The organism is Nocardia sp. NPDC003693 (genome assembly GCF_053981095.1).
Genome location: NZ_JBSFNO010000004.1, coordinates 232754 through 254119, shown reverse-complemented (window position 1 = coordinate 254119; position 21366 = coordinate 232754). Strand labels below are relative to the sequence as shown.

Below are 21366 nucleotides of genomic sequence, written 5' to 3'. Positions count from 1 at the left end.
TCCTAAGTCCGCCGGGCCTCGGCCAGCAGCAGATACACCAGATACAGCCCACCGATCGAGACGGTGACCACGCCGACCGGCAGCGGGGTGGGCGCGAACAAGCGCTGTGCGATCCAGTCGCAGGTCACCAGCAGCAGCGACCCCATGGCGGCGGCCGGGGCGAGCGCGACCGAGGGCGTACGCGCCAGTTTCCGGCCCAGTTGCGGTGCGGCCAGCGCCACGAACGCGATCGGCCCGGCGACAGCGGTGGCCACGGCGGTGAGCGCGACGCTCAGCACGATGAGCGACAGGCGGGCCCGCCCCACCCGGATGCCGAACGAACTCGCCTGATCGTCACCGAGTTCCAGCACCGGCAGCCACCGCACCACCGGACCGAGCGTCAGGGCGAGCAGCGCGAGAATGATCAGCGCGGGCGCGACCTGCGGCCAGGACAGCCCGTTGAGCGACCCCGCACCCCAGGCCGCGGCCGACATGGCCGCGTGCAGATCCGCCCGCAGAATCAGCCAGGTGTTGACCGCCGACAGCATGGCGCTCACCCCGATACCCACGATGATCAGACGGAAGCCGGAGACGTTGTGCCGGAACGCCAGCAGCTGGATTGCGAGCGCGGTCACCACGCCGCCGACGAAAGCGCCGGTGGCGGTTTGGAATCCACCGCCGCCCAGGCTCAGCATGACGATCAGGGCCCCGGTGTAGGCGCCGGTGTTGAAGCCGATGATGTCGGGGCTGCCCAGCGGATTGCGGGTCACCGACTGCAGAATGGCGCCGCTCACCCCGAGCGCGGCGCCCAGCGCCAGTGCCAGGATCACGCGCGGAAAACGCCACTCCCACACCACGAGTCGATCGAAGCGGTGATCGCCGACGAACAGCGCCCGCACCACCCGGTCGGGGGCGATGGCGTAGTCGCCGGTGCCCAGCGCCACCACGCCCATGAGCAGGGCCGCGATCACCAGCACCGCGCACACCACCGTGGTGCGCAACCCCACCCGCGCGGTCACCCGCCGGGTGCGCACCGTCAGCAGCGACCGGCCGAAGTCGATGGTCGAGCTCATGCCGCACTCACCCGGTCCCGGCGCGCCAGCCAGATCAGCACGGGTGCGCCGAGGAAGGCGGTGACCAGCCCGGCGGGTACCTCGTCGGGCCGAATGAGCAGGCGGCCGATCACATCCGAGCCCAGCACCAGAATCGGCGCGAGCAGCATGGAGTAGGCGACGATCCACCGCTGGTCCGGCCCGACCAGCCGGCGCGCGATGTGCGGCACCGCCAGGCCGATGAAGGTGATCGGGCCGACCGCGGCGGTCGCGGTACCGCACAGCAGGGTGAGCGCGGTGGCGGTGAGCAGGCGGGTGCGGCCCACGTGCACGCCCAGCGCATGCGCCAGGTCATCGCCGAGCGCCAGCGCGTTGAGCGAGCGGGCGGCGATCACCGCGAGCACCAGACCGAGTCCGATGAACGGCGCGGCGCCGGCGATGACGTCGTAGCCGCGGCCGGTGAGCGACCCCGAATCCCACTCCCGCATCTCTTCGAAAGCCTTGGTGTTCAACAGGATCAAACCCTTGGTCAGGCCGGTGAGAACCGCGGTCACCGCGACCCCGGCGAGGGTGAGCCGAATCGGATCGGCACCCTGTCTACCCGCTGTACCGAGCCGGTAAACCATGAGAGATACCACCGCGGCTCCGGCGAAGCCGAACCAGACGTACGAGGTGATCTCGGTCGCGCCGAGAAAAGCGACCGCGAGCGCGATGGCGAAAGCGGCTCCGGCGTTGATGCCGAGCAGGCCCGGATCAGCCAGGGGATTGCGGGTCAGGCCCTGCATGAGGCAGCCCGCGACGCCGAGCGCGAGGCCCGCGAGCAGGCCGAGCAGGGTGCGCGGCACCCGGTACCCGGTGATGATCAGATGGTCCGGTGAGCCGTCGGCCCACCACAGCGCCTGCCAGACCTCGCCGACCGGAATAGATTTGGCGCCGATCAGCAGGCTGAGCAGGCATGTTGCCGCCAGTATCACCACCGTCAGCAGCCAGCCCGGCCAGTGCCGGGGCCGTGCGCGCGGGCTCGCATCCATGTTTTCGTTCTCTCCGGATTTCTCGTGAGGGACGGTAACGAAGGTCTTGAAAGGTAAGGCTTGCCTACCCTAGTGTGTCGCTTGTCCGATTCACAGCAACTGCTCAGGAAATTCGCAGCAGTCGCGAGTGTTGAGATCCGGTCGGACGAGATCGAAATATGCAGCCCCGCAACGCAATCGAACGCGTCCGTGCCGGGGCTGACCCGAGCACGCCCTGATGAGGGAATGGAAAGAGGTTCACCCGCAGTGAGATTCACCAAGGTCGCCCTACTCGCCGCCACCCTGAGCACCGCATCCGTGATCGCGGCGGGAACGAGTAGTGCTGCACCGCAGGCAGATTCGACCGAGTCAACCGCGATCAACTACACCACTACCACCACCCAGACCAATACCGTCATCACCACCGATGCCGGCTCCATGGTCGTCGAGGATGGTGTCTTCAAGGTCAAGGCCGCCAATGGCGTCACCGTCGCGGGCACCGAACTCGCCTTCCGCGTCGACGATTTCGTGTTCCCGATCGCCGCCGACATCACCGACCGCACCGCGACCCTGACGCCCCGATTCGATCTGGCGCACGCGGTCTACCAGCCGGTCGCCCTGCCCTACGAGAACCAGGCGCCCTGGAAGACCGAGTACGACCGCGAGGTCGCGGCCTGGAGCCGGCTGGGCTCCACCATCAGCCTCGGCGCCAGCATCGCCACCGTCGTCGGCGGCATCGGCGGCGCGGCCTTCGGCTGCCTGGTCGGCGCCGGCGTCGCCTTCGCCGCGACGACCCCGCTGCTCGCCCTGTTCGGCGCGGGACCGCTGGGCGGCTGCATCGTCGGCGCGAGCCTGGTCGGCTTCCTCGGCACGCTCGCCGGTCAGATTCTGATCACCGCCCCGGTCGCCATTCTGGCCGCGGTGCAGTACTTCACCACCATCAACCAGCCGTTCACTCCCCCGGCCACCAAGTAACCTCGCGCAGGACTCAGACATAAAGGTCAGGCCCGGCTTTTCAGTCGGGCCAGGCTTCGTGCGGACACTCCCGCTGCCCTCTTTTCCCGGCACCGCGTTCGTGCAAGAGTGGTGCGACAACGCGGTAGCTGCTCGGGCAAGGAAGTCACGCCATGATGTACCTGGTATGGGTCTTCCTGCCCTGTGCCGCTTTGCTTTCCTGCGTCGCGGGCCATATCTGGCGCTATCGGCGCGATCGTTTCCTGGCCTACCTGTACGGGCCCCGGATCGATCGTGCGCAATGGCTGGGCAGCTTGGCATTTCGCACCGGGGTGCCGCTGCTGGCCGCGGTGCGATTCGTCGAAATGGTTGTCTCCGGTCCGCATTCACGGCCGGAGGGGACGGTGTACGTGATTCTGATGATCGGTCAGTTCGTCGCCGTTCCGCTCGCGATCGTGGGCGCCGGACTGATTCTGGTGCCGCCGCTCATCGCGGCCGAATCCCGGCCGCGGGTGACCCCGATCGATCGGATCACGCTGCCGGTGCTGGTCGCCACCATGGTCAGCGCGGTGCTGATCACCTTCGATCCGAACTCGAGCGATGACCGGTATCGCACCGCCGAAACGCTTTTCACCTGGATACGCTCGCTGCTGACGCTGCAGCCCAATCCCGAGGTCATGCAGCACGCGCCCGCGCTCTACCAGATTCGCGGGCTGATCGTCATGATGCTCATCGCGATCTGGCCGTACACCCGGCTCGCCGGGATCTTCACCGTGCCGGCGCTGCGACTGCTGCGGGGCACGGTCCGCGCGGTCCGGACGCTGCCGGTCCCGCCGCGCCGCGAACTGCGGCCGGACCGCGATCTCACCTCGCGGTAGGGAAACGTCCCGGATAAACCGAACCTATCGGGCGGTATTGAGCGCGACCGCGGCCGCGATCAGCGCTTTGAACGCATGCTCGTCGAGGGTGTCCTCGGCCCGAATATCGATGGCGCGCCGGGTATTGCCGTCGAGGCTGGAATTGAACAGCCCCTGCGGGTCGGGCAGCAGCGCGCCTTTGGCGAAGGTGACCTTCACGTAATCCTTGTAGGTCTCGCCCGTGCAGATCATCCCGTCGTGCGACCACACCGGAACGCCGCGCCACTTCCATTCCTCCACGACCTCCGGATCGGCGCGCCGCACCAGGGCGCGAATCCGAGCCAGGGTCTCGCCACGCCAATCGCCCAATTCCTCGATCCGCGCGTCGATCAGTCGCGACGGCGAATTCGCATCATCGGTGGCCATTCCCGAATTCTTACCGACCGCTCGGTTCTCATCGGGAATTGCCAGCGCGTACTGCGTGTCGCGTCAGACGCGAACGCCGATGGTGGACAGGGCCGCACCCAGGGCGAGCAGATCCGCCGCCGGCGCTTCGACCAGCGGGAGCCGCACGGTCGGGTGCTCGATGATGCCGAGTTCGGACAGCGCGGCCTTGGCCATGATCGCGCCGCCGGTGGTCCGCATCAGCGAGTCTATGATCGGGATGAGCGAAACATGCAGGGCGCGAGCGGAATCCAGATCGCCGCGGCGAACCGCCGCGATGAGTTCGGCGTTGCGGTCGGCGACGGCGTTGCCCACCACGCTGAGCACACCGGCCGCCCCGGCCGCCAGGTACGGCAGATTCAGCTCGTCGATGCCGCAGTAGTAGGCCAGCGAGGTGCGGTTCATCACCGTCATCGCCTCGTACAGATCGCCTTTCGCGTCCTTCACCGCGCGGATCCGCGGATGGCCGGAGAGCTCGACGATCGTGGCCGCGGTCAGCTCCATGGCGGTGCGCGCGGGGACGTCGTAGAGCATGACGGGCAGTTCGGTGGCGTCGGCCACCGCCAGGCAATGCCGGATCACGCCGGCCTGCGGCGGGCGGGAGTAGTACGGGCACACCAGCAGCAGCGCGTCCGCGCCGGCCGCCTCGGCCTCGCGGGCCTTGCGCACGGTCGAGGCCGTGTCGTACGTGCCGACACCGGCGATCACGCGGGCGCGGCCCCCGGCTCGGTCCGAGACCGCGCGCACGAGGCCTGCCACTTCGGTGTCGGTGAGGGTCGGTGATTCGCCGGTGGTGCCGCCGACGACGAGTCCGTCACAGCCGGTGGCGAGCAGGTGGTCGACGAGGGTGTCGAGGTCGGGTCGGCTGATCGTGCCGCCGGGCTGCATGGGGGTCACCATCGCGACCAGATTGGTGCCGAAGAGCAGCTCAGCGGGGTGCAGGGGCGCGGTCATGGTTCTATGGTGCGCGGCCCGATAGACCGGGTCCAGCGATGGTTTCTTGCCGATATTGCGAAACAGCGCTTAATGGTCGAGCGGGGCGGGGCACGTGCTCGGCGAGCGAGCGGCTCTCTCTTCCCCTTCCAATCTATAGCGCACCCCGGGGCTTGCGGCAAGGCCCGGGGGCGGGGGCATACTCGCTCACCTGAGCCTGGAACCAGCGAAAACAGGAGACGACACGATGCGTGGACCGAGACCGGCGGGCGGTCCGGTCCGCGCCGACGGGACGGTGGTGGCCGCGATGCCATCGCCCGGAAGGCAGGGACGAATGTCGGTACGGGGATATGACGAGGAACTGCGGTCCGAACGCGAGTACGTGACCGGGCTGTACGCGCGACTCGACGCCGAGCGCGCACGGGTGAAAGGACAGTACGCGGCGGCACTGCGGGGCGAGGCCGGATCGCCCATGGAACGGGAATTCGAGGTGCGCGCACTGGCCAAGCAGGCCAAACGGCTCGACGTGGCCGACAACGGCCTGTGCTTCGGGCGACTGGACACGATCGACGGCGAGCACTCGTACATCGGCCGCATCAGCATCCTGGACGAGAACGACGAATTCGAACCGCTGCTGCTGGATTGGCGGGCGCCCGCGGCGCGCGCGTTCTACACCGCCACCGCCGCGACCCCCGAGAACATGAGCAGGCGTAGGCAATTCCACACGCGCGGGCGCATCGTGACGGATTTCACCGACGAGGTGCTGGGGCGTCCGGACGGCGCCGAACGCGGTGACGCCGCACTGCTCGCCGCGGTGAACGCCCCGCGCGGCGACGGCATGGGCGACATCGTGGCGACCATCCAGTCCGAACAGGACGAGATCATCCGCCTCGATCACCCGGGCGTCCTGGTGATCGAGGGCGGCCCGGGTACGGGCAAGACCGTGGTGGCCCTGCACCGCGTCGCGTACCTGCTGTACACCAAACGCGAGCAGATGGAACGGCACGGCGTGCTCGTGGTCGGCCCCAATCCCGCGTTCCTGCGCCACATCAGCCGCGTGCTGCCGTCGCTGGGCGAGACGAACGTCGTGTTCACAACCACCGCGGACCTGCTCCCCGGCCTGCACGCCACCGCCGAGGACGCCCCGGACGCCGCGCGGCACAAGGGTTCACTGCGCATGCTCGAGGTGCTCGCGGCGGCGATCGCCGACCGGCAGCGGGTACCGCTGGATCCGATGCCCATCGATCTGGCCGACGTCACCGTGCGCATCGACGCCGAGATCGCCGGCTGGGCCCGGCAGGAGGCGCGCGAGAGCGGACGCCCGCACAACGAGGCGCGGGCGGTCTTCCTGGAGATCCTCACCTGGGCGCTGACCGAACGGGCGATCGCGCGGATCGGCAAGGGCTGGTTGACCCGATCCGATCGCGAAGCCTGGGAGCAGCTGCGCACCGACCTGCTCGAAGAACTCGCCGAGCACCGGCCGTTCCAGGCCGCCGTCGATCAGCTCTGGCCGGTGCTGACGCCGGAAACGCTGCTGTCCGAGCTGTATTCGTCACCCGAACGATTGGCGGCGGCGGGGGGCGACCCCGCGCTCGGCCGGGACGCGGACGCACCCTGGACGGTGTCGGACGTTCCGCTGCTCGACGAGCTGGTGGATCTGCTCGGCCCGGACAAGCCCGCGGACGACGGCGCCGAACGCGAGCGCCGGGCGGAGGCGGCCTACGCGGCGACGGTGCTGGAGAACATGGTCAGCCGCGAGGACATGATGGACGACGAGGACCATCTGTTCGCCACCGACATGCTCTACGCCGAGGATCTGGCCGATCGCTTTCTCGAACGCGATACCCGGGAGCTGGCCGAACGCGCCGCGGCGGACCGGGAATGGACCTACCGGCACATCGTGGTCGATGAGGCGCAGGAACTCTCGGCGATGGACTGGCGAGTTCTCATGCGCCGCTGTCCCGGTCGTTCCTTCACCATCGTCGGCGACCTCGCGCAGCGCCGATCGGCGGCGGGCGCGAGGACCTGGGGCGAGATGCTCGAGCCGTACGTGCCCGGCCGCTGGGTCTATCGCTCGCTGACCGTCAACTACCGCACCCCGGCCGAGATCATGGCGGTCGCGGCGGCGGTGCTCGCCGAGTTCGCACCCGATGTCCGGGCGCCGGAATCGGTCCGAGCCTGCGGTGTCGAACCCTGGTCCCGGCAGCTCGAGGTCGATGAAATTCCCGGCGCCATAGCCGAATTCGTGCGCGACGAGGCGGGCCTGCCCGGCACCAGCATCGTGATCGGGCCGCCCGGCGTGCGGGGAACCGTCCCGGCCTCGGACACCAAGGGGCTGGAATTCGACGCGGTGCTGGTGGTGGATCCGGAGCGGATTCTCACCGACGGCCCGCGCGGCGCGGCCGAACTGTATGTCGCGCTGACCCGCGCCACCCAGCGTCTCGGCGTGCTGCACACCGCACCGCTGCCGCCGGTGCTGTCCGGACTCACCCCGGTCGGCGCGCATCCGGCCCCGGCCGAGTCGGTGCGGTAACCGAGAGACGGCGCCCGCAGTTCGGCTCGAGCTGCGGGCAATACCTGACGCGGCGCGGCGGGGCGGCGACGATGGCGGGCATGACGCAGACCGTTTCCGCCCCCGATCAGATCGTGGCCCAGCGCTACCGCGACCCCGCGCCGTCCGCCCCGGCGGCGTGGAACTCCGTCCTGCGGGTGCTGCACGAGCATCGATCCGTGCGCCGGTACCTGCCCGATCCGGTGTCCGATGAGGTGCTCTCGCTGCTGGTTTCGGCGGCGCAGTCCGCACCCACCTCCTCGAACCTGCAGGTGTGGAGCGTGGTCGCGGTCCGCGATCCCGAGCGCAAGGCGCGCCTGGCGGCGCTGGCCGGGGACCAGGAGCACATCCGCCAGGCCCCGGTCCTGCTGGTGTGGACCGCGGACGTGGCCCGCCTGCGCGCACTGGCCGCCGACCGCGACACCGAACTCACCGGAGCGGACTACCTGGAAACCAGCTACGTCGCCTTCCTGGACGCGGCGCTGGCCGCCCAGAACGCGCTGGTGGCCGCCGAATCCCTGGGCCTGGGCACCGTGTACATCGGCGCGATCCGCAACAATCCCGAGCAGGTCGCCGCCGAATTGGGCCTTCCCCCGGGCGTTTTCGCGGTCGTGGGCCTGGTCGTCGGTGTACCGGACCCGGCCGAGGACGCCCGCGTCAAGCCGCGCCTGCCCCGGGAAGCGGTGCTGCACAACGAAACCTACGACGCGACAGGACAACTGGGCCACATCGCCGAGTACGAGACCCGGATCGCGGAGTTCTACGCCGAGCAGAACCTCGCGCACTCCTGGACCGAGCGCGTACTGGGCCGGCTGCGTTCGGCGGCCGCCCTCAACGGCCGCCACCGGCTGCGCGAGCAGCTCGCGGCGCAGGGCTTTCCGCTGCACTGACGTACTGAAATGCCTTGAAAGCACTGTGGCACAACGACATCGCGGGCACCCGGCGTAACGAGGAAGCCGGGTGCCCGCGATCCGCGGCGGTCGCCGATCCGGTTCAGCTCGCGGGCCGTTCCAGCTGGGCGATCACCAGGTAATTGTTGTCGGTCGGTTCACCGTCCACGACATCGCAATTGGCCAGTATCAGGCGACCGGGAACGTGGTCGCGCAACTCGTTCTGGCTCAGCAGCGATCCCTTGGGCAGCGGGGTCGTGCGCTCGACCGTGTACCGCAGCACCCCGTTCGGCGTGCTCAACAGCACCAGGTCACCGGGTTGCACCACGCGCAGCGACCGGAACGGGGCGACGCGTTTGCTGTAGTTGTGTCCCGCGACCAGAACCGTCTCCTTGGTGTCGGTCCCGGGTACGCCGCTCTCGCCCCACCACACCGGCAGCTCGTTGACCGGATTCAGGCGCTGTCCCACCCGCATGAGCTTCTCGGCGTTGAGCGGGCTGCTCAGGTACGTCTCCCCGGCCGGGGAACGCAGTTCGATGGCGGTCGGCTCGGCGGGCGCGATGACGCCCGCCGCGGCGGTCGCTTCGATCCGGGACGGCACCGGCGAACGATCCGGCGGCGGCAGCGTGGCCGACTCGCTCGAGCATCCGGCGATGAGCGCGATCGCGGCCGCGCCCACCAGCCAGAGCCGTGCCCTAGGCAAGGGCGTCGTGGGTCGCACCGCGCCGGCGCCGGATGACCAGCGTGCCCGCGCCCACCGCCGCGACCAGACCGAGCGCCCCCGCGCCCAGCAGGGCGAACGGCACGCCCGAGTCGTCGGCGGGACCGTCGCCCAGCGCGAGTTCCACCGGCGGCAGGCCACCGGCGAGGGTCTCCACGCCGTTCTCACCGGTGCGGTAGTAGTCCACGACGGTGAAGGCCCCGTCGCCGTCGAAGATTCCGACCAGCTTCACCCCGGTGTCGGCGACGATCGCGGTCGTCGAGTCGATCTTGGTGATGCCGATGGCGTCGAACAGCTGTCCGCCCAGGTTCAGTGCCACCACCAGGGCGACACCGGCGGCGAGCGCGGCCGCCGCGGCGGCGGTCAGCGCGGCCTGGGCGCTCAATGCGGCGGCGAGGCCCGCATTGGCGGCGTCCAGTTGCAGCTGCAGACCGGTCACGACGCCCGCGGCGGCGTCGGCGGCCAGCTTGGCCTGCAGGGCGGTGTCCAGCAGGGCCTGCATCTGGGCGTTCGCGGCGACCACGGTGGACAGGTCCACGCCGGCCTGGACCCCGGCGGCCAACTGCGCGGCCAGCGCGGCGTCCAGCGCCGTCTGCGCGTCGAGCTTGGCGTCGTTCAGCTTCGCGGTCAGCCCGGTGGTGAGGGTCTGGGCCGCGGTGACGTCGGCGGCGAGCTTGGTCGCCAGCGCGAGGTTCGCCGCGGCCGAGGCCTGCGCCGCGCCCTTCTCGATGGTCAGCTTCTGCGCCAGCGCGGCGTCGAGCGAAGCCTGTGCGGCACTTGCCACCTGGGCCGCGGCGTCGGCCGCCAGCTGCGCCTTGGCGGCCGCGTCGGCGAGCGCCTGGGCGTCCAGCCGCGCCTGGGTGGCCAGCTGGAGCTTCGCCGAGGCTTCGGCCCCGGTGGCGGCCGCGGCCTGGGCCTCCAGGGTGGTCGCCTTGTCCGCGGCGGCGCGCGCGGCCGCGGCGGCATCGGCGGCGGCGGTCTTGGCGGCGTCGGCCGCGGTGCGCGCGGCGGTGGCGTCGGCCTGCAGCTTGGTCACGGTCTGCGCCGCGATGACGAGGTTCTGATCGGCCTGCGCCGAGGCCGCGGATGCCTGTGCCGCATCGACTTTCGCCTGTGTCGCGGCCACGGTGGCCTGGGCGGCCGCGTCATTGGACTGCGCGGCGGCGGCGACGGCGGCGTCGTGATCGCGCTGGGCGCTCGCGACCGCGTCGACGGTCGTCTTCGTGGTGGCCTCGGCCTGGGCCCGCGCCTGGATATCGGCGTCGGAGAGCGCTGCGGTCACGTCGGCCTGCACCCCGGCGGCGGCATTGCCCGCCGCCGCGGCGGCGCCGTCCACCCGCACCTCGGGCACCTGCACCTGCGGAACCTGGACCTGGGGCACCTGCACCTGGGGGACCTGCACCTGCGGGACCTGCACGTTGACGACCGGGGCCTGGACGTTCGGCGCCGCGACCGTCGGCGCCGACGCTTCGGGGATCTGCACCGGCGGCACGTTCACCTCGGGGGCTTTGACCGGGGGCACCGCGACCTCGGGCGCCCTGGTCGGCACCGCGGGCACCGCGACCGAGGGCACCGTGATCGGCGGCACCTGTACGTTCACGTTCACATCCGCCTTGGCATCGGCCGTGGCCGAGGTCGATGGCGCCGGATCGGCCGCAGCCGTGGCCGCGATGGGCCCGGTCACCGCGAGCGCCAGGGCGACCACGGCCCCGGCGGCGGCTAGTCGAGATCGCCGAGAGTTGGCGATTGAATAGTCCGACATCAGATTTCGACCTCTCATTCATCAACTTCCACCGCCGCGGGGAAGCAGTGCGGCCCGGTGCCGACGCAAAGAATCGACAGCGAACAGCCGGTGTCAACGGTGCCGTGTAGACGACTCGTCAAGTGCTTGAATGGGTGTCGCCGGTTCGCGAGGAATTGTTACGGGTGCCGGTCGGCCGTCCCGGCATGCGAGATAAACGCCGTCCACGAATCCGGGCAACATCTCACGAAGAGCACCCTGAACAGGGCTTATCTTCTTGAAAACGCGAGCATTTCAAAAATTTCAGATGGACGGATGACCAGATTTCGGCGGCGTTCGACCGGCCCCTAATCCCCCTATTGCCCCTAACCGGCGCCCGACTCCGTAGCCCGATCCCCTAACGGGATTGGCTTCGCAATTACTCCGGGAACACATCACCACTCGAACACCGGCGAAGCGTTTCCGACACCGCACAATTGCGCTGCGAGTACGAGAAATCCAGGTGGCTCACCGGTTGCCCGAGGGCTCCGCGAGCATGCGCGCGACCCCGCCCCCGCCACCGCGGGTGAGCCCGGAACCCGCCGTCCCCGTGCACTTTCCGACCCGCCCGCGGCTTGTCGGTGGGGTCACATACCTTGGGCGCATCGTGATCGACCGGGAGGGAGAACGATGGCCTCGAATACGAGTGCCACGCCGGAGGAACCGGCTTGGGAAAATGCTTCTGTAGTGCGGGTTCTGCCCGCAGTCGCACCGCGCAAGCTGAACAAGGTGCCGTTCGTGGAACTGGCCGACGGCCGGCTGCAGGGCGTGGTGTCCAGCGGCTCGGACATCGCCCGGGTCTACGTGGCCTCGGTGACCGCGGGCACGCACGGGCTCAGCTGCAGCACCAACAACAATCGGCCGTGCGGCGGGTTGAACCAGGGGTGGGCCTGCAAGCATCTGGACGCGCTCATCAGCGAGGCGGTGCTGCAGTACGGCCAGGATCGAGTGGCCCGGTACCTGCGCGTCGAGGTACCCGAGGGCGAGCGACTTTCCCGGTATCTCAACGGAACTCGCGATCCCGCGCCCGCCGCGGCGGTGTTCAGCCGCTTCCTGCGCCATCTGACCTACCTGGAACTGCCGGGTAGCACGGCGCCGATTCCGGAGCTGCACTGGTTCCCGGCGGGGGTGGGTCGCTGATGCAGGCCGTACAACTGTCCGCGCTGGCGGAGACGCCGGCCGGTGTCACCGCGGCCTTGGACGCGGTGCGCGGTTTCGACACCGCGCTGATCAACGGGCTCGCCCGAGTGTCCGAACCGCAGCACGCGGCGCTGACCGCGCTGGCGGCGGGCGTCGCGGGATCGCCTCTGGCAGAAGCGGTGTCGAACGCCGTCGCCAAGGTGAGCGCCGGGGCCATCGGTCCAGACGAACTGTCGGCGCTGGCCGCCGCCCGCGCCGCGCTGCTGGGCGCGGTGCACGACGCCCTGCTCGAACAGGCCGACAAGGCGCTGGGCCGCAACCGATCCGAGTGGACCGCCGCGGCCACGGCCGGGACCCCGAGCGCGCTGGCCGCGGGTTCGCGCGCCTGGCTCGGCGAACTCGCCATCGCGGGCTGGCGGGGTGTGGACCACGACCTGGTGTCGGCCGCCGATCGCACCGTCGAGGCCCTGCTGGCCGAACCGGCGCTGCGCCGCCTGGCGGTGCTGCTGGACGGCTTCACCGCCGAACTCGCCGCCTCGTCCCCCGTCGCGACCATGGACCGGGTGCCGGCGCGGCGCTGGGCCGACCTGTGGGCGCGCGCCCTGCTGCTGTCCTGGCGCGGCACGGAATCCCTTGCCGCCGAGACTGTTTCGGGTCGGCTTCTGCCCCTGGGCGTGGACGTGCACGAGCACGGGACCGCGGTGCAGATCCAGGTGCACGGCGTCCTGGAGGTGACCGACGCTCCGGCCCGCCTGGTGCGGGTCTCGGTGGCCGCCGCCAAGGTGGACACCATCGTGGGCCCGGCCGTCTGGCAGCTGCTGGGCACGCATCGGCAACTGCTCACCGCGCTCGCCGAGCACCGCGCGCTGGATCTCACCGAGATGGCGCTGACGGTCACCGGCGACCTGCTGTGGGACGACAATCACGCGAAGGCGGGTACGGACGCCGATCCGTTCGCCACCGCCGCCGTGCAGCTGCCGCAGGCCACGGCCCAGGCGGTGGCGCCGCTGGATCGCGACCCCGTGCACGTCGCCGTGCCGGTGCTGTTCGAGGGCTACCGAATCCACGAGGGCGCACTGGAATCGGGCGACCAGCGCATCGCGATCGATCTGGACGCGCTGCCCGCGGCCGGTCCGCTCACCGCCGCCGCGGTGACCGGCTCCGCGCTGCTGATCGGTCTGCTGCGCTGGGACGCGAGCGGCTGGTCGGTCCGGCCGCTCGCCGTGCAGCGCAAGGTCAAGACGACGCTGACCGCCCTGCACAACGGTGACTGGGCGCTGGGTCCCACCGACCCGAAAGTCGCGAAGGCGCAGGCGAAGTCGGGTGACGCCGTCGCGGTGTTGCGCGAACGCGCGGGACGGTTGCTGCGCAAATGACCGAACCCAATCACGAGGCGCGCCGCCAGGTGCTCTACTGGCGACTGCTGGCCGGGGTGTTCGCCGGTGATCAGCAGCCGACCCTGGAGCAGGCGAGCGCGGGGATCGTCGACGATCTGGGACTGCCGCTGGCCGTGCTGGATCCGGGCATCTCGATCGACAATGTGGTGCAGCGGTATCCGGACATGCGGGCCGAGTTCGACGGGCTCGATTTCACGGAGAACACCGCCGGCACGGATACGCCCGGCGGCGAGGCGGATATCACCGGCGAGACCGGCGGCGCCGAGACCGCCGAGGACGCGACCGAGCTCGTCGCCGACGCACCGGCGGCGATCGGTGCGGCCGATGTCCGCACCGCCGCACTGGTTTCCAAGCTGCTGCTCAACGTGTTCGCCACCGGCACCGGGCAGGTCAGCGCCACACAGCTGTCGGGCTGGCAGTCCGACGCCAACTGGCTGCGCCGCTGCCTCGGCGAGGAGGCCGGCAGCGTGCACGGCGTGCTGACCGGGCTCGAAGGTGAGCTGGTGTCCCGCATGCGATTGCGCGAGGTGCTGGCCGATCCGCAGCTGGCCGCACAGCTCACCCCGAGCATGTCGCTCATCGAACAACTGCTGCGGGACAAGCACAATCTGTCCGGGGTCGCGCTGGCCAACGCCAAACGCCTCATCCGCCGCTACATCGACGAGGTGGCCGAGGTGCTGCGCACCCAGGTGCAGCAGACCAGCGTCGGCACCGTCGATCGTTCGGTTCCGCCGAAGCGCATTCTGCGCAATCTCGATGTGGACCGGACGATTTGGAAGAATCTGCCCAACTGGAATCCGCGGGACGAACGGCTGTACGTCGATCGGCTCTACTATCGCCAGACCGCCAAGCGCACCGTGCCCGCCCGCATGATCGTGGTGGTGGATCAGTCCGGATCGATGGTCGACTCCATGGTGAACTGCACCATTCTGGCGTCGATCTTCGCGGGCCTGCCCAAGGTGGACGTGCACCTGATCGCCTATGACACCCGTGCCCTGGATCTGACACCGTGGGTGCACGATCCGTTCGAGGTGCTACTGCGCACCAATCTCGGCGGCGGCAACGACGGGCCGATCGCCATGGCCATGGCCCAGCCCAAGATCACCGACCCGAAGAACACGGTGCTGGTGTGGATCTCGGACTTCTACGAGTTCGACCGCTCGCAACCGCTGTTCGAATCCATGGAGGCCGTGCACCGTTCGGGGGTCAAGCTCATCCCCGTCGGCTCGGTGAACAGCTCCGGCCACCAGAGCGTCAACCCGTGGTTCCGCGAGCGCTTCAAGGCGCTGGGCACCCCGGTGCTGTCCGGACGCATCCAGAAGCTCGTGCACGAGCTCAAGAACTTCCTCGACTAGGAGACCTTCCATGAACGACGTTTTGCGCGCCCCCGCCGAGATCAAGTACGCCGAGGAGCTCGACTGGCTCGAATCCATCGACGACGGCCCCAAGCCCTTCGCGTGGCGGTTGAGCCCGAAGATGGTGCGGCTGTTCATACTCGGTTCCGAACGCGCCGACGGCCTCGATCGCGAGATCGACCAGAAGTGGTTCGGCGACCGGAGTTTCGTCGAGCGCAGCATCGTCACCCTGGCCTCCGATCGCGGGCTGCTGCTGATCGGCGATCCGGGTACGGGCAAGAGCTGGCTGGCCGAACTGCTCTCGGCGGCCATCAGCCGCAACTCCACGCTGGTGGTGCAGGGCACCGCGGGCACCACCGAGGACCACATCAAGTACTCGTGGAACATCTCCATGGTCATCGCCAAGGGGCAGTCGCGGGAGTCGATGATCCCCTCCCCGATCATGACCGCCATGGAGCAGGGCGTGATCGGGCGCTTCGAGGAGCTGACCCGGTCCACCAGCGACGTGCAGGACGCGCTGATCTCCATCCTGTCGGAGAAGTACGTCTCGATTCCCGAACTCGATGACGACAACGTGGTTTTCGCCCAGCCCGGCTTCTCGATCATCGCCACCGCCAACAGTCGCGACCGCGGCGTGAACGATCTGTCCTCGGCGCTCAAGCGACGGTTCAACTTCGTCCGCATCCCGGTGGTGTCCAACAAGAAGAGCGAGGCGGAGATCGTGCGCTTCCGCACCGCCGAACTGCTGCGCCGCCATTCGATCGAGCTGGAGGTGCCGCCCACGCTGCTGGACATTCTGCTCGAGAGCTTCGCCGATCTGCGGGCCGCCGCGGCCGCCGCCACCAGCGATGACGACAAACTCGAGTCCGCGCTGTCCACCGCCGAGCAGATCGGCGTCCTCGAGGACGCCATCCTGCACAGCCAGTTCTTCGGGGCCAGTGCGCTGAGCGCGCAGGACCTCGCGGGTTCGCTGGTCGGCTCGCTGGCCCGGCGCGCGCCCGAGGACCTGGCGATTCTGAACAAGTACCTGCACGGGGTGGTCGAGCCGCGCACCAAGGACAAGAAGGGCAAGGCGCCCTGGGGCGAGTTCCTCGAGGGCGGGCGGGCCGCGATCGCGAGGCTCTCGTGACCGTCTCCGAGACTCGGCGCGCGCCGAATACCTTTGCCGCACTGCGTGATCAGCTGACCGACGCCGCCGTGGCGTTCGCCGGCGCGCCCGGGGCGGCGGGCGACATCCTCGCGGGCATCGTCGACGACGTCGACCGGGCGCTGTCCGAACGCCTGGAGATCTTCCCGGTCTGCCACCACTCGCCCGCGTCCGGACTGGCCATGGTGCGGCGGCTGCGTGAGAAGCAGCCCGCCGTCATCTATCTGGAGCTGTGCGAGGACATGCGGCCGCTGCTGGACGAGCTGCGCAACTGCCGTCTGCCGGTGGCGTTGCAGGCGTTCGCCACCGACACCGCGGGCTTCCCGGCGGAGTGGGCGCCGCTGTCGGTGGTCGCGCCGATCACCGAGGCCTCGGCCGAGTACCAGGCCATCGCGTACGCGCTCGAGACGCCGGATGTCGAACTGGTGCTGGTGGATCGGTCGACCGATCACGTCTTCCAGTGGGCGCCGCGGGAATCCGAGGAACCGGGGTTGCCCGCAGAGAGCGAGCGTCCGGAGGAGGACGGCCTGCACGGCGCGGCGGTCGGCATCGAGATCGGCGACCTGCGACCGCGTTTCGCCGAACTGGAAGAGCATCTGCTGCATCACGGCAAGGTCCGGCACTGGTCCGAGTGGTGGGACCAGTACGTGGAGCAGCCGCTCGCGGGCGCCGACTACGACACCTACCGCCAGGTCATGGTGATGATCGGCAGCCTGTTCCGCCGACTGCGGCGCGGGAGCACGGTGGAGGACGAGGACCGCGAGCGGTACATGTGGACCCGCATGCGGGAACACCTGTCCGCCAACGCGATCGACCCGGCTCGGGCGCTGTACATCTGCGGCGCCGCGCACGCGGCGAGTCCGGTGGAGCAGTTCGGCGTCGACTCGGACGCACCGTTCGAGATCTCCCCGCGCTCGGCCACCGCCTGGCACTACGGGCTCATTCCGTCGAGCAATTCGGCGATCGAGGCGCAGTTCGGGCTGGCCGGCGGCGCGGTGTCGATCGCGGCGGCGACCTGGTCGAAGGGGTTGCGGCGCGGGAAGTTACAGCCCTTCCAGCTGGCCGGGCAGCCCGGTGCGAAGCCGCGGGCGAGCAAGCTGCCCGTCCTCGCGGGCGAGACCGAAGCGCAGGTGCGGGATCAGCTGTCGGGGTTCCTGTCCCGGCCGTCGGCGCTGGATCCGCTCGACGAGGCCGAACTGCTGGAATGGTCGGTGGACATCGTGCGGCTGGCGCGGCGCAACGGCTACCTGGCCAGCACCGCCGACGCCATCGCGATCTTCGAGACCTCGATTCTGCTGGCGGGCCTGCGCAATCGAGCGCGTCCGACCCCGTACGACTTCCAGGACGCGGCGGTCACCTGCATCGAGAAGGATCGGGTGCCGGGGCGGCGCGATGTGCGCAGGCTGTGCGAGATCTTGCTCGGCGGTGACCGTATCGGCCAGGTCGGCTACGCGGCCCTGCCGCCGCTGGCGCGCGATGTGCTGGATCGGCTGGCGCCGCTGGGTCTGGATCTGTCCAAGCGGACACTGCAGCGCGCGCTGCTGGACGTGAAGGCCACGCCCGACCTGCGGCCGTGCTCGGATCTGCTCTGGCTGCTGCGGCGGTTGCTGCCGCAGGACGCGGTGCGGCCCATCATGGGTTCGCGCGGGCTCGGCGAGACCTCCATCCAGGAGAGCTGGGATATCGGGCTGGGCAAGTACCAGCGTTCACTGGTCGAACTCGGCTACGAGGGCGTGTCGGTGGAGCAGGTGCTCGAGCAGCGGTTGCGCCGGGCGGTCTCCGCGCCGGACGCGACCGCGGCGGTGGCGCTGGGCGCGGTCGAGGACGCGCTGGTGTATCTGGGCTCGGTGCGCCTGGCGTCGGAGCTGGGCAATCGCGCGGTCGAACTGCTGGCCGCCGAACGCACGGTGGACGACGCTCCGGTGGTGCTGCGGCGTATTCGGCTGCTGCTCAACTACTTTCGGTCGACCGAGGAGGGTTTGCCGGCCTGGTGCGAGCGGTTCGTCACCGCGGGCTATTCCCACTACTGCACCCTGCTGCCCACCGCGTTCGCCGCCGAGGAGACCGGTCCGGCTCAGGTCACGGCCATGCTCGGGTTCCTGTTCGGCATGGAGAACCTGGCCCTGTCCCTGGGCTGCGATCACACGCAGCTGGAATTGGCCGTCCTGCAGTCGCATCCGGAGGCGCCGGCCAAGGTCGCGCTGCTGTGGGCGGCCCGGTTCCAGCTCGGGCTGCTGAGCCTGGCGGACCTGCGCGAGCGCTGCGACGCGATGCTCGCCAATCCCCTCGTGCTGCCCACGGTTCCGCAGTACGTCAGCGGTTTCGTCCAGGCCATCGACCCCGCTCCGGCCCTGAAACCCTTTGTGGTGGAGCTGTTGTCGAAGGCGTTCGGGTCGCTGCCGGACACGGTGCTGCTGCCCTGGCTGCCGAAGCTGATCACCACGCTGAAGGAGCAGACGGCCGACCTGATTCCCGGGCTGGTCCGGGAAGCGGCCCGCACGTTCCCCGGCGCGCTACCGGCCGTGGACGCCTTCACGCCCCCGTGGTCGGTGGAGTTCGCGACCCCTGCCGCACCGGCGTCGGCCGCACTCCCCCAGGGACCGGCCGCGGAACTGCTGGCGGCCCACCCCGCCGCCTGCGACGCGCTCGCCGCGCTCCTGGGCGTCGAGGGCGCGTGGCGGGAACTCGGTCCGGTCGGTGACCGCGAGCTGACCGAGCTGCTGGACCGTTTCCCGGCCACCGCGAGCGCGCTGGCCGAACAACTCGGCGCGGCGGCGCGCTGACGCGATACCCATCGGGCCGGACCGGGCGAACTCGCCGGGTCCGGCCCGATGCGTTGTCCGGGCTTCCCGCCGCGCCGTTGTCGACCGCCCGGAGCGGGCGGTGCGCGTTCCGGGCATGGGCCCGAGCGCATCGCACATTGGAACGGTCCCCGCGGCGTCCTAGCGTTGGTGGCACACCACTCGCTACGACTTCGGAGGTCATCCCGATGCCCGTTCAGATCGGCGTCTTCCTGCCCACCTCGGGACCGCACCACACCGGCGCCGAGCTCCGCGCCGCCGCCCGGGCCGCCGAGGATGCCGGGCTCGAATCCCTCTGGGCCACCGATCATCTGATCGCGAGCCAGCCGATGCTGGACAGCACCGTGGCGCTGACCACCGCGGCGGCGGTCACCGACCGGATCAAGGTCGGCTTCGGCGCGCTGCTGGTGGCGCTGCGACCCGTGGCCTGGGCGGCGAAGGAGATCGCCACCCTGCAGCAACTCTCGGACAACCGGGTGCTCCTGGGCATCGGCACCGGTAACCCCGCGCACGGTGACATCGGCTGGCGCGCGGCGGGCGTGCCCTTCGCCGAACGCGGCCCCCGCACCGATCGGGCCCTCACCCACCTGCCCGCCCTCATCTCGGGCGCCCCCGCACCCCTGGCCGACGATCTGCACCCCGTCCTGTCCCCGCCGTCCCCCGTTCCCCCGATTCTCGTCGCGGGCAACAGCTCCCGCGCCCGGGCCCGGGCCGCCGCCCACGGCGACGCCTGGATGCCGATCGATCCGCCCCTGGCCGACCTGCCCGCCCTGCTCACGGACCTGAAGACCCGTGCGGCCCAGCACAACCGCCCCACCCCCACGATCACCGTCGTCGCCCCCACCCTCCCCGCCGACCCGCATGCGGCCGCCGACCTGCTGACCGCCTACGAGTCCGCCGGCGTGACCCGTGTGGTCCTGGCCCCCACCCAGGAAGGCTGGCGGACCGACTACGCGAACGCCGCCGCCCTGCGCGCCTCGCAGTAGGACTGCCGTTCCGGTCGGAGCCGGGGCGCACGCCGCCCCGACGCGGCGCGAAGCCTCACATCCGAAGTGGCTGGCAAAGAACCACAGCCGCACCCAGGTAGGCGACGCGGCTGTCCACCCGGCATCCGGGAGACGATGTGGCCCGAGCCGCGCCGGCGCATCTCCGGCAGCAGGTACAGCACGAGCCGGACGGGGCCTCGCGACGCAGGCGTACTCACCCCTGCCTCTGCCGGCAACGGGGATACCGACGCGCAACGGCCGGCACCGCTCCCCGCAGGCCCGAACGCGGCGCGGTCTACGGTGGACGCGACCGAGGCAGCGGTGAGGGGATGGGTTGCGTATGAGATTCGGGTTCATCTCGCATGTGGTGAGCGACGGCGACTCCGCGACGGCATTGCGGGAGGTGGTGGAGCTCGCGGTACTGGCCGAGGAGTGCGGATTCGACTCGTTCTGGCTGGCACAGCACCACTTCGGGGCGTGGCGGGCGCACTGCCCGTCCCCGCTGGTGGTGCTGGCGGCCATCGCGCAGCGGACCGAGCGGATCCGGCTGGGGACGGCGGTGATGATCGGGTCGCTGGAGGATCCGATCCGGCTGGCCGAGGACGCGACCACGGTGGACGCGCTCAGCGGCGGCCGGGTGGAGTTGGGGCTGGGGGCGGGGGCGGATGCCGGGACCGCCGCGCGGTTCGGGCGCGAGCACGAGGAGCGGCACGCGCGGTTCGCCGAGAACCTGGCAGAGCTGTGCGCGCTGCTCGGGCAGGACGGCGATCTGGTGCCGGCGGGGAACGGGCTGCGCGAACGACTGTGGATCGGCACCGCGTCCGACGCGGGATTCGAGCTGGCCGCGGAGTTCGATCTCGGGGTGCTGACCGGCCGGACGTCGTCACCGCAGGGGCCCAGGGACGAGATCGCGGCCGAACGGGTGGCGAAATACCGTGCGGCGCAGGAAGCCGCGGGCCGGGAGCCCAGGGTGGGACTGTCCAGATCGGTCCTGTGCGCCGAGAGCGCGGCGGCGGCGTTCGAGCACATGCGACCGGGGATCGAGCGCTGGGTGTCGACTTCCATTGCGGCGGGCCGCTTTCCGGCCGGGTTCAGCGCACTGGACTACGTGGACACCGGGCACGGATATCTGGGGACGGGTGCGGCGGTGGGCGCCGCGATCCGCCGGGACCCGGGACTGCCGGGGGCGACGGAGTTCCTGTGCAACGTACAGCCGGCCGGGCCGGCCCCCGCCGCGGTGCGGATGAGCCTGCGGATGTTCGCCGACGAAGTCATGGCGCCGTGGACCGATTCGGATCGAGCCTGACAACCGCGTCGGCGAGATCGGCGAGCAGTCACTCGGAGTGCGAGACCAGGACGACGGCCACGC

At 70.2% G+C, this 21366-nt stretch carries 17 protein-coding genes; 11 read left to right on the top strand and 6 right to left on the bottom strand.

Features of this window, described 5'->3' with window-relative positions:
- Positions 1-2: 2 nt before the first annotated feature.
- On the bottom strand, positions 3-1052 hold the full coding sequence (locus ACWDOP_RS08025) for a FecCD family ABC transporter permease (protein WP_456344466.1): 1050 nt from the start codon (positions 1050-1052) through the stop codon (positions 3-5).
- On the bottom strand, positions 1049-2062 hold the full coding sequence (locus tag ACWDOP_RS08020) for an iron chelate uptake ABC transporter family permease subunit (protein ID WP_456344465.1): 1014 nt from the start codon (positions 2060-2062) through the stop codon (positions 1049-1051). Before ACWDOP_RS08020 ends, ACWDOP_RS08025 begins: the two co-directional genes overlap by 4 nt.
- Positions 2063-2308: 246 nt before the next feature.
- Here ACWDOP_RS08020 and ACWDOP_RS08015 point away from each other — a divergent pair, with 246 nt between their 5' ends.
- Together ACWDOP_RS08015 and ACWDOP_RS08010 are read left to right on the top strand one after the other, a co-directional pair.
- Positions 2309-3016: a hypothetical protein gene (locus ACWDOP_RS08015; RefSeq protein ID WP_456344464.1), complete on the top strand. Its 708-nt coding sequence runs from the start codon at positions 2309-2311 to the stop codon at positions 3014-3016.
- Positions 3017-3168: 152 nt separating this feature from the next.
- Positions 3169-3873 (top strand): respiratory nitrate reductase subunit gamma, encoded by a 705-nt coding sequence (locus tag ACWDOP_RS08010; protein WP_456344463.1) that lies wholly within the window; start codon positions 3169-3171, stop codon positions 3871-3873.
- A gap of 24 nt (positions 3874-3897) precedes the next feature.
- Here the strand turns inward: ACWDOP_RS08010 and ACWDOP_RS08005 are convergent, their stop codons facing one another.
- Positions 3898-4278: a DUF1801 domain-containing protein gene (locus ACWDOP_RS08005; protein ID WP_454201376.1), complete on the bottom strand. Its 381-nt coding sequence runs from the start codon at positions 4276-4278 to the stop codon at positions 3898-3900.
- A 63-nt stretch (positions 4279-4341) separates the two neighbouring features.
- Positions 4342-5250, bottom strand: a complete 909-nt coding sequence (gene dapA, locus ACWDOP_RS08000; RefSeq protein WP_456344462.1) for a 4-hydroxy-tetrahydrodipicolinate synthase — start codon at positions 5248-5250, stop codon at positions 4342-4344.
- A gap of 313 nt (positions 5251-5563) precedes the next feature.
- Between dapA and helR the strand changes: the two genes are divergently transcribed.
- Both helR and ACWDOP_RS07990 read left to right on the top strand, forming a co-directional pair.
- The gene (gene helR, locus ACWDOP_RS07995; RefSeq protein WP_456344461.1) at positions 5564-7762 is read left to right on the top strand and encodes an RNA polymerase recycling motor ATPase HelR; all 2199 of its coding nucleotides are present in this window, start codon (positions 5564-5566) and stop codon (positions 7760-7762) included.
- 80 nt (positions 7763-7842) lie between these two features.
- The gene (locus tag ACWDOP_RS07990; RefSeq protein ID WP_456344460.1) at positions 7843-8670 is read left to right on the top strand and encodes an NADPH-dependent oxidoreductase; all 828 of its coding nucleotides are present in this window, start codon (positions 7843-7845) and stop codon (positions 8668-8670) included.
- A 103-nt stretch (positions 8671-8773) separates the two neighbouring features.
- On the opposite strand, the gene ACWDOP_RS07985 is transcribed toward ACWDOP_RS07990, so the two are convergent.
- On the bottom strand, positions 8774-9373 hold the full coding sequence (locus ACWDOP_RS07985; RefSeq protein WP_456344459.1) for a class F sortase: 600 nt from the start codon (positions 9371-9373) through the stop codon (positions 8774-8776).
- Positions 9366-11153: a hypothetical protein gene (locus ACWDOP_RS07980; protein WP_456344458.1), complete on the bottom strand. Its 1788-nt coding sequence runs from the start codon at positions 11151-11153 to the stop codon at positions 9366-9368. Before ACWDOP_RS07980 ends, ACWDOP_RS07985 begins: the two co-directional genes overlap by 8 nt.
- Before the next feature lie 705 nt (positions 11154-11858).
- Between ACWDOP_RS07980 and ACWDOP_RS07975 the strand changes: the two genes are divergently transcribed.
- The 7 genes from ACWDOP_RS07975 to ACWDOP_RS07945 all read left to right on the top strand — a co-directional run bounded on the left by ACWDOP_RS07975 (position 11859) and on the right by ACWDOP_RS07945 (position 21303).
- Positions 11859-12311, top strand: coding sequence for a hypothetical protein (locus tag ACWDOP_RS07975; protein WP_454201382.1), 453 nt, complete (start codon positions 11859-11861; stop codon positions 12309-12311).
- The gene (locus tag ACWDOP_RS07970) at positions 12311-13687 is read left to right on the top strand and encodes a hypothetical protein (protein WP_456344457.1); all 1377 of its coding nucleotides are present in this window, start codon (positions 12311-12313) and stop codon (positions 13685-13687) included. The genes ACWDOP_RS07975 and ACWDOP_RS07970 overlap by 1 nt, the downstream gene beginning before the upstream one ends.
- Entirely contained in the window at positions 13684-15063 is a 1380-nt protein-coding gene (locus ACWDOP_RS07965; protein WP_456344456.1) for a vWA domain-containing protein, read from the top strand. Before ACWDOP_RS07970 ends, ACWDOP_RS07965 begins: the two co-directional genes overlap by 4 nt.
- A 10-nt stretch (positions 15064-15073) precedes the next feature.
- A complete protein-coding gene (locus ACWDOP_RS07960) occupies positions 15074-16192 on the top strand; it encodes an ATP-binding protein (protein ID WP_454201385.1) in 1119 nt (372 codons plus the stop codon).
- Complete coding sequence (locus ACWDOP_RS07955; RefSeq protein ID WP_456344455.1) at positions 16189-18993, top strand: DUF5682 family protein; 2805 nt, start codon at positions 16189-16191, stop codon at positions 18991-18993. Before ACWDOP_RS07960 ends, ACWDOP_RS07955 begins: the two co-directional genes overlap by 4 nt.
- A gap of 206 nt (positions 18994-19199) precedes the next feature.
- Positions 19200-19997, top strand: a complete 798-nt coding sequence (locus ACWDOP_RS07950; protein WP_456344454.1) for an LLM class flavin-dependent oxidoreductase — start codon at positions 19200-19202, stop codon at positions 19995-19997.
- A 340-nt stretch (positions 19998-20337) separates the two neighbouring features.
- Complete coding sequence (locus tag ACWDOP_RS07945) at positions 20338-21303, top strand: LLM class flavin-dependent oxidoreductase (RefSeq protein WP_456344453.1); 966 nt, start codon at positions 20338-20340, stop codon at positions 21301-21303.
- Positions 21304-21366: the final 63 nt, after the last annotated feature.

Coding starts and splice junctions, on each gene's coding strand:
- ACWDOP_RS07970 (WP_456344457.1), top strand. CDS start 12,311: ATGCAGGCCGTACAACTGTCCGCGCTGGCGGAGACGCCGGCCGGTGTC.
- ACWDOP_RS07965 (WP_456344456.1), top strand. CDS start 13,684: ATGACCGAACCCAATCACGAGGCGCGCCGCCAGGTGCTCTACTGGCGA.
- ACWDOP_RS07990 (WP_456344460.1), top strand. CDS start 7,843: ATGACGCAGACCGTTTCCGCCCCCGATCAGATCGTGGCCCAGCGCTAC.
- dapA (WP_456344462.1), bottom strand. CDS start 5,250: ATGACCGCGCCCCTGCACCCCGCTGAGCTGCTCTTCGGCACCAATCTG.
- ACWDOP_RS07980 (WP_456344458.1), bottom strand. CDS start 11,153: ATGTCGGACTATTCAATCGCCAACTCTCGGCGATCTCGACTAGCCGCC.
- ACWDOP_RS08025 (WP_456344466.1), bottom strand. CDS start 1,052: ATGAGCTCGACCATCGACTTCGGCCGGTCGCTGCTGACGGTGCGCACC.
- ACWDOP_RS07960 (WP_454201385.1), top strand. CDS start 15,074: ATGAACGACGTTTTGCGCGCCCCCGCCGAGATCAAGTACGCCGAGGAG.
- helR (WP_456344461.1), top strand. CDS start 5,564: ATGTCGGTACGGGGATATGACGAGGAACTGCGGTCCGAACGCGAGTAC.
- ACWDOP_RS08005 (WP_454201376.1), bottom strand. CDS start 4,278: ATGGCCACCGATGATGCGAATTCGCCGTCGCGACTGATCGACGCGCGG.
- ACWDOP_RS08020 (WP_456344465.1), bottom strand. CDS start 2,062: ATGGATGCGAGCCCGCGCGCACGGCCCCGGCACTGGCCGGGCTGGCTG.
- ACWDOP_RS07945 (WP_456344453.1), top strand. CDS start 20,338: ATGAGATTCGGGTTCATCTCGCATGTGGTGAGCGACGGCGACTCCGCG.
- ACWDOP_RS07950 (WP_456344454.1), top strand. CDS start 19,200: ATGCCCGTTCAGATCGGCGTCTTCCTGCCCACCTCGGGACCGCACCAC.
- ACWDOP_RS08010 (WP_456344463.1), top strand. CDS start 3,169: ATGATGTACCTGGTATGGGTCTTCCTGCCCTGTGCCGCTTTGCTTTCC.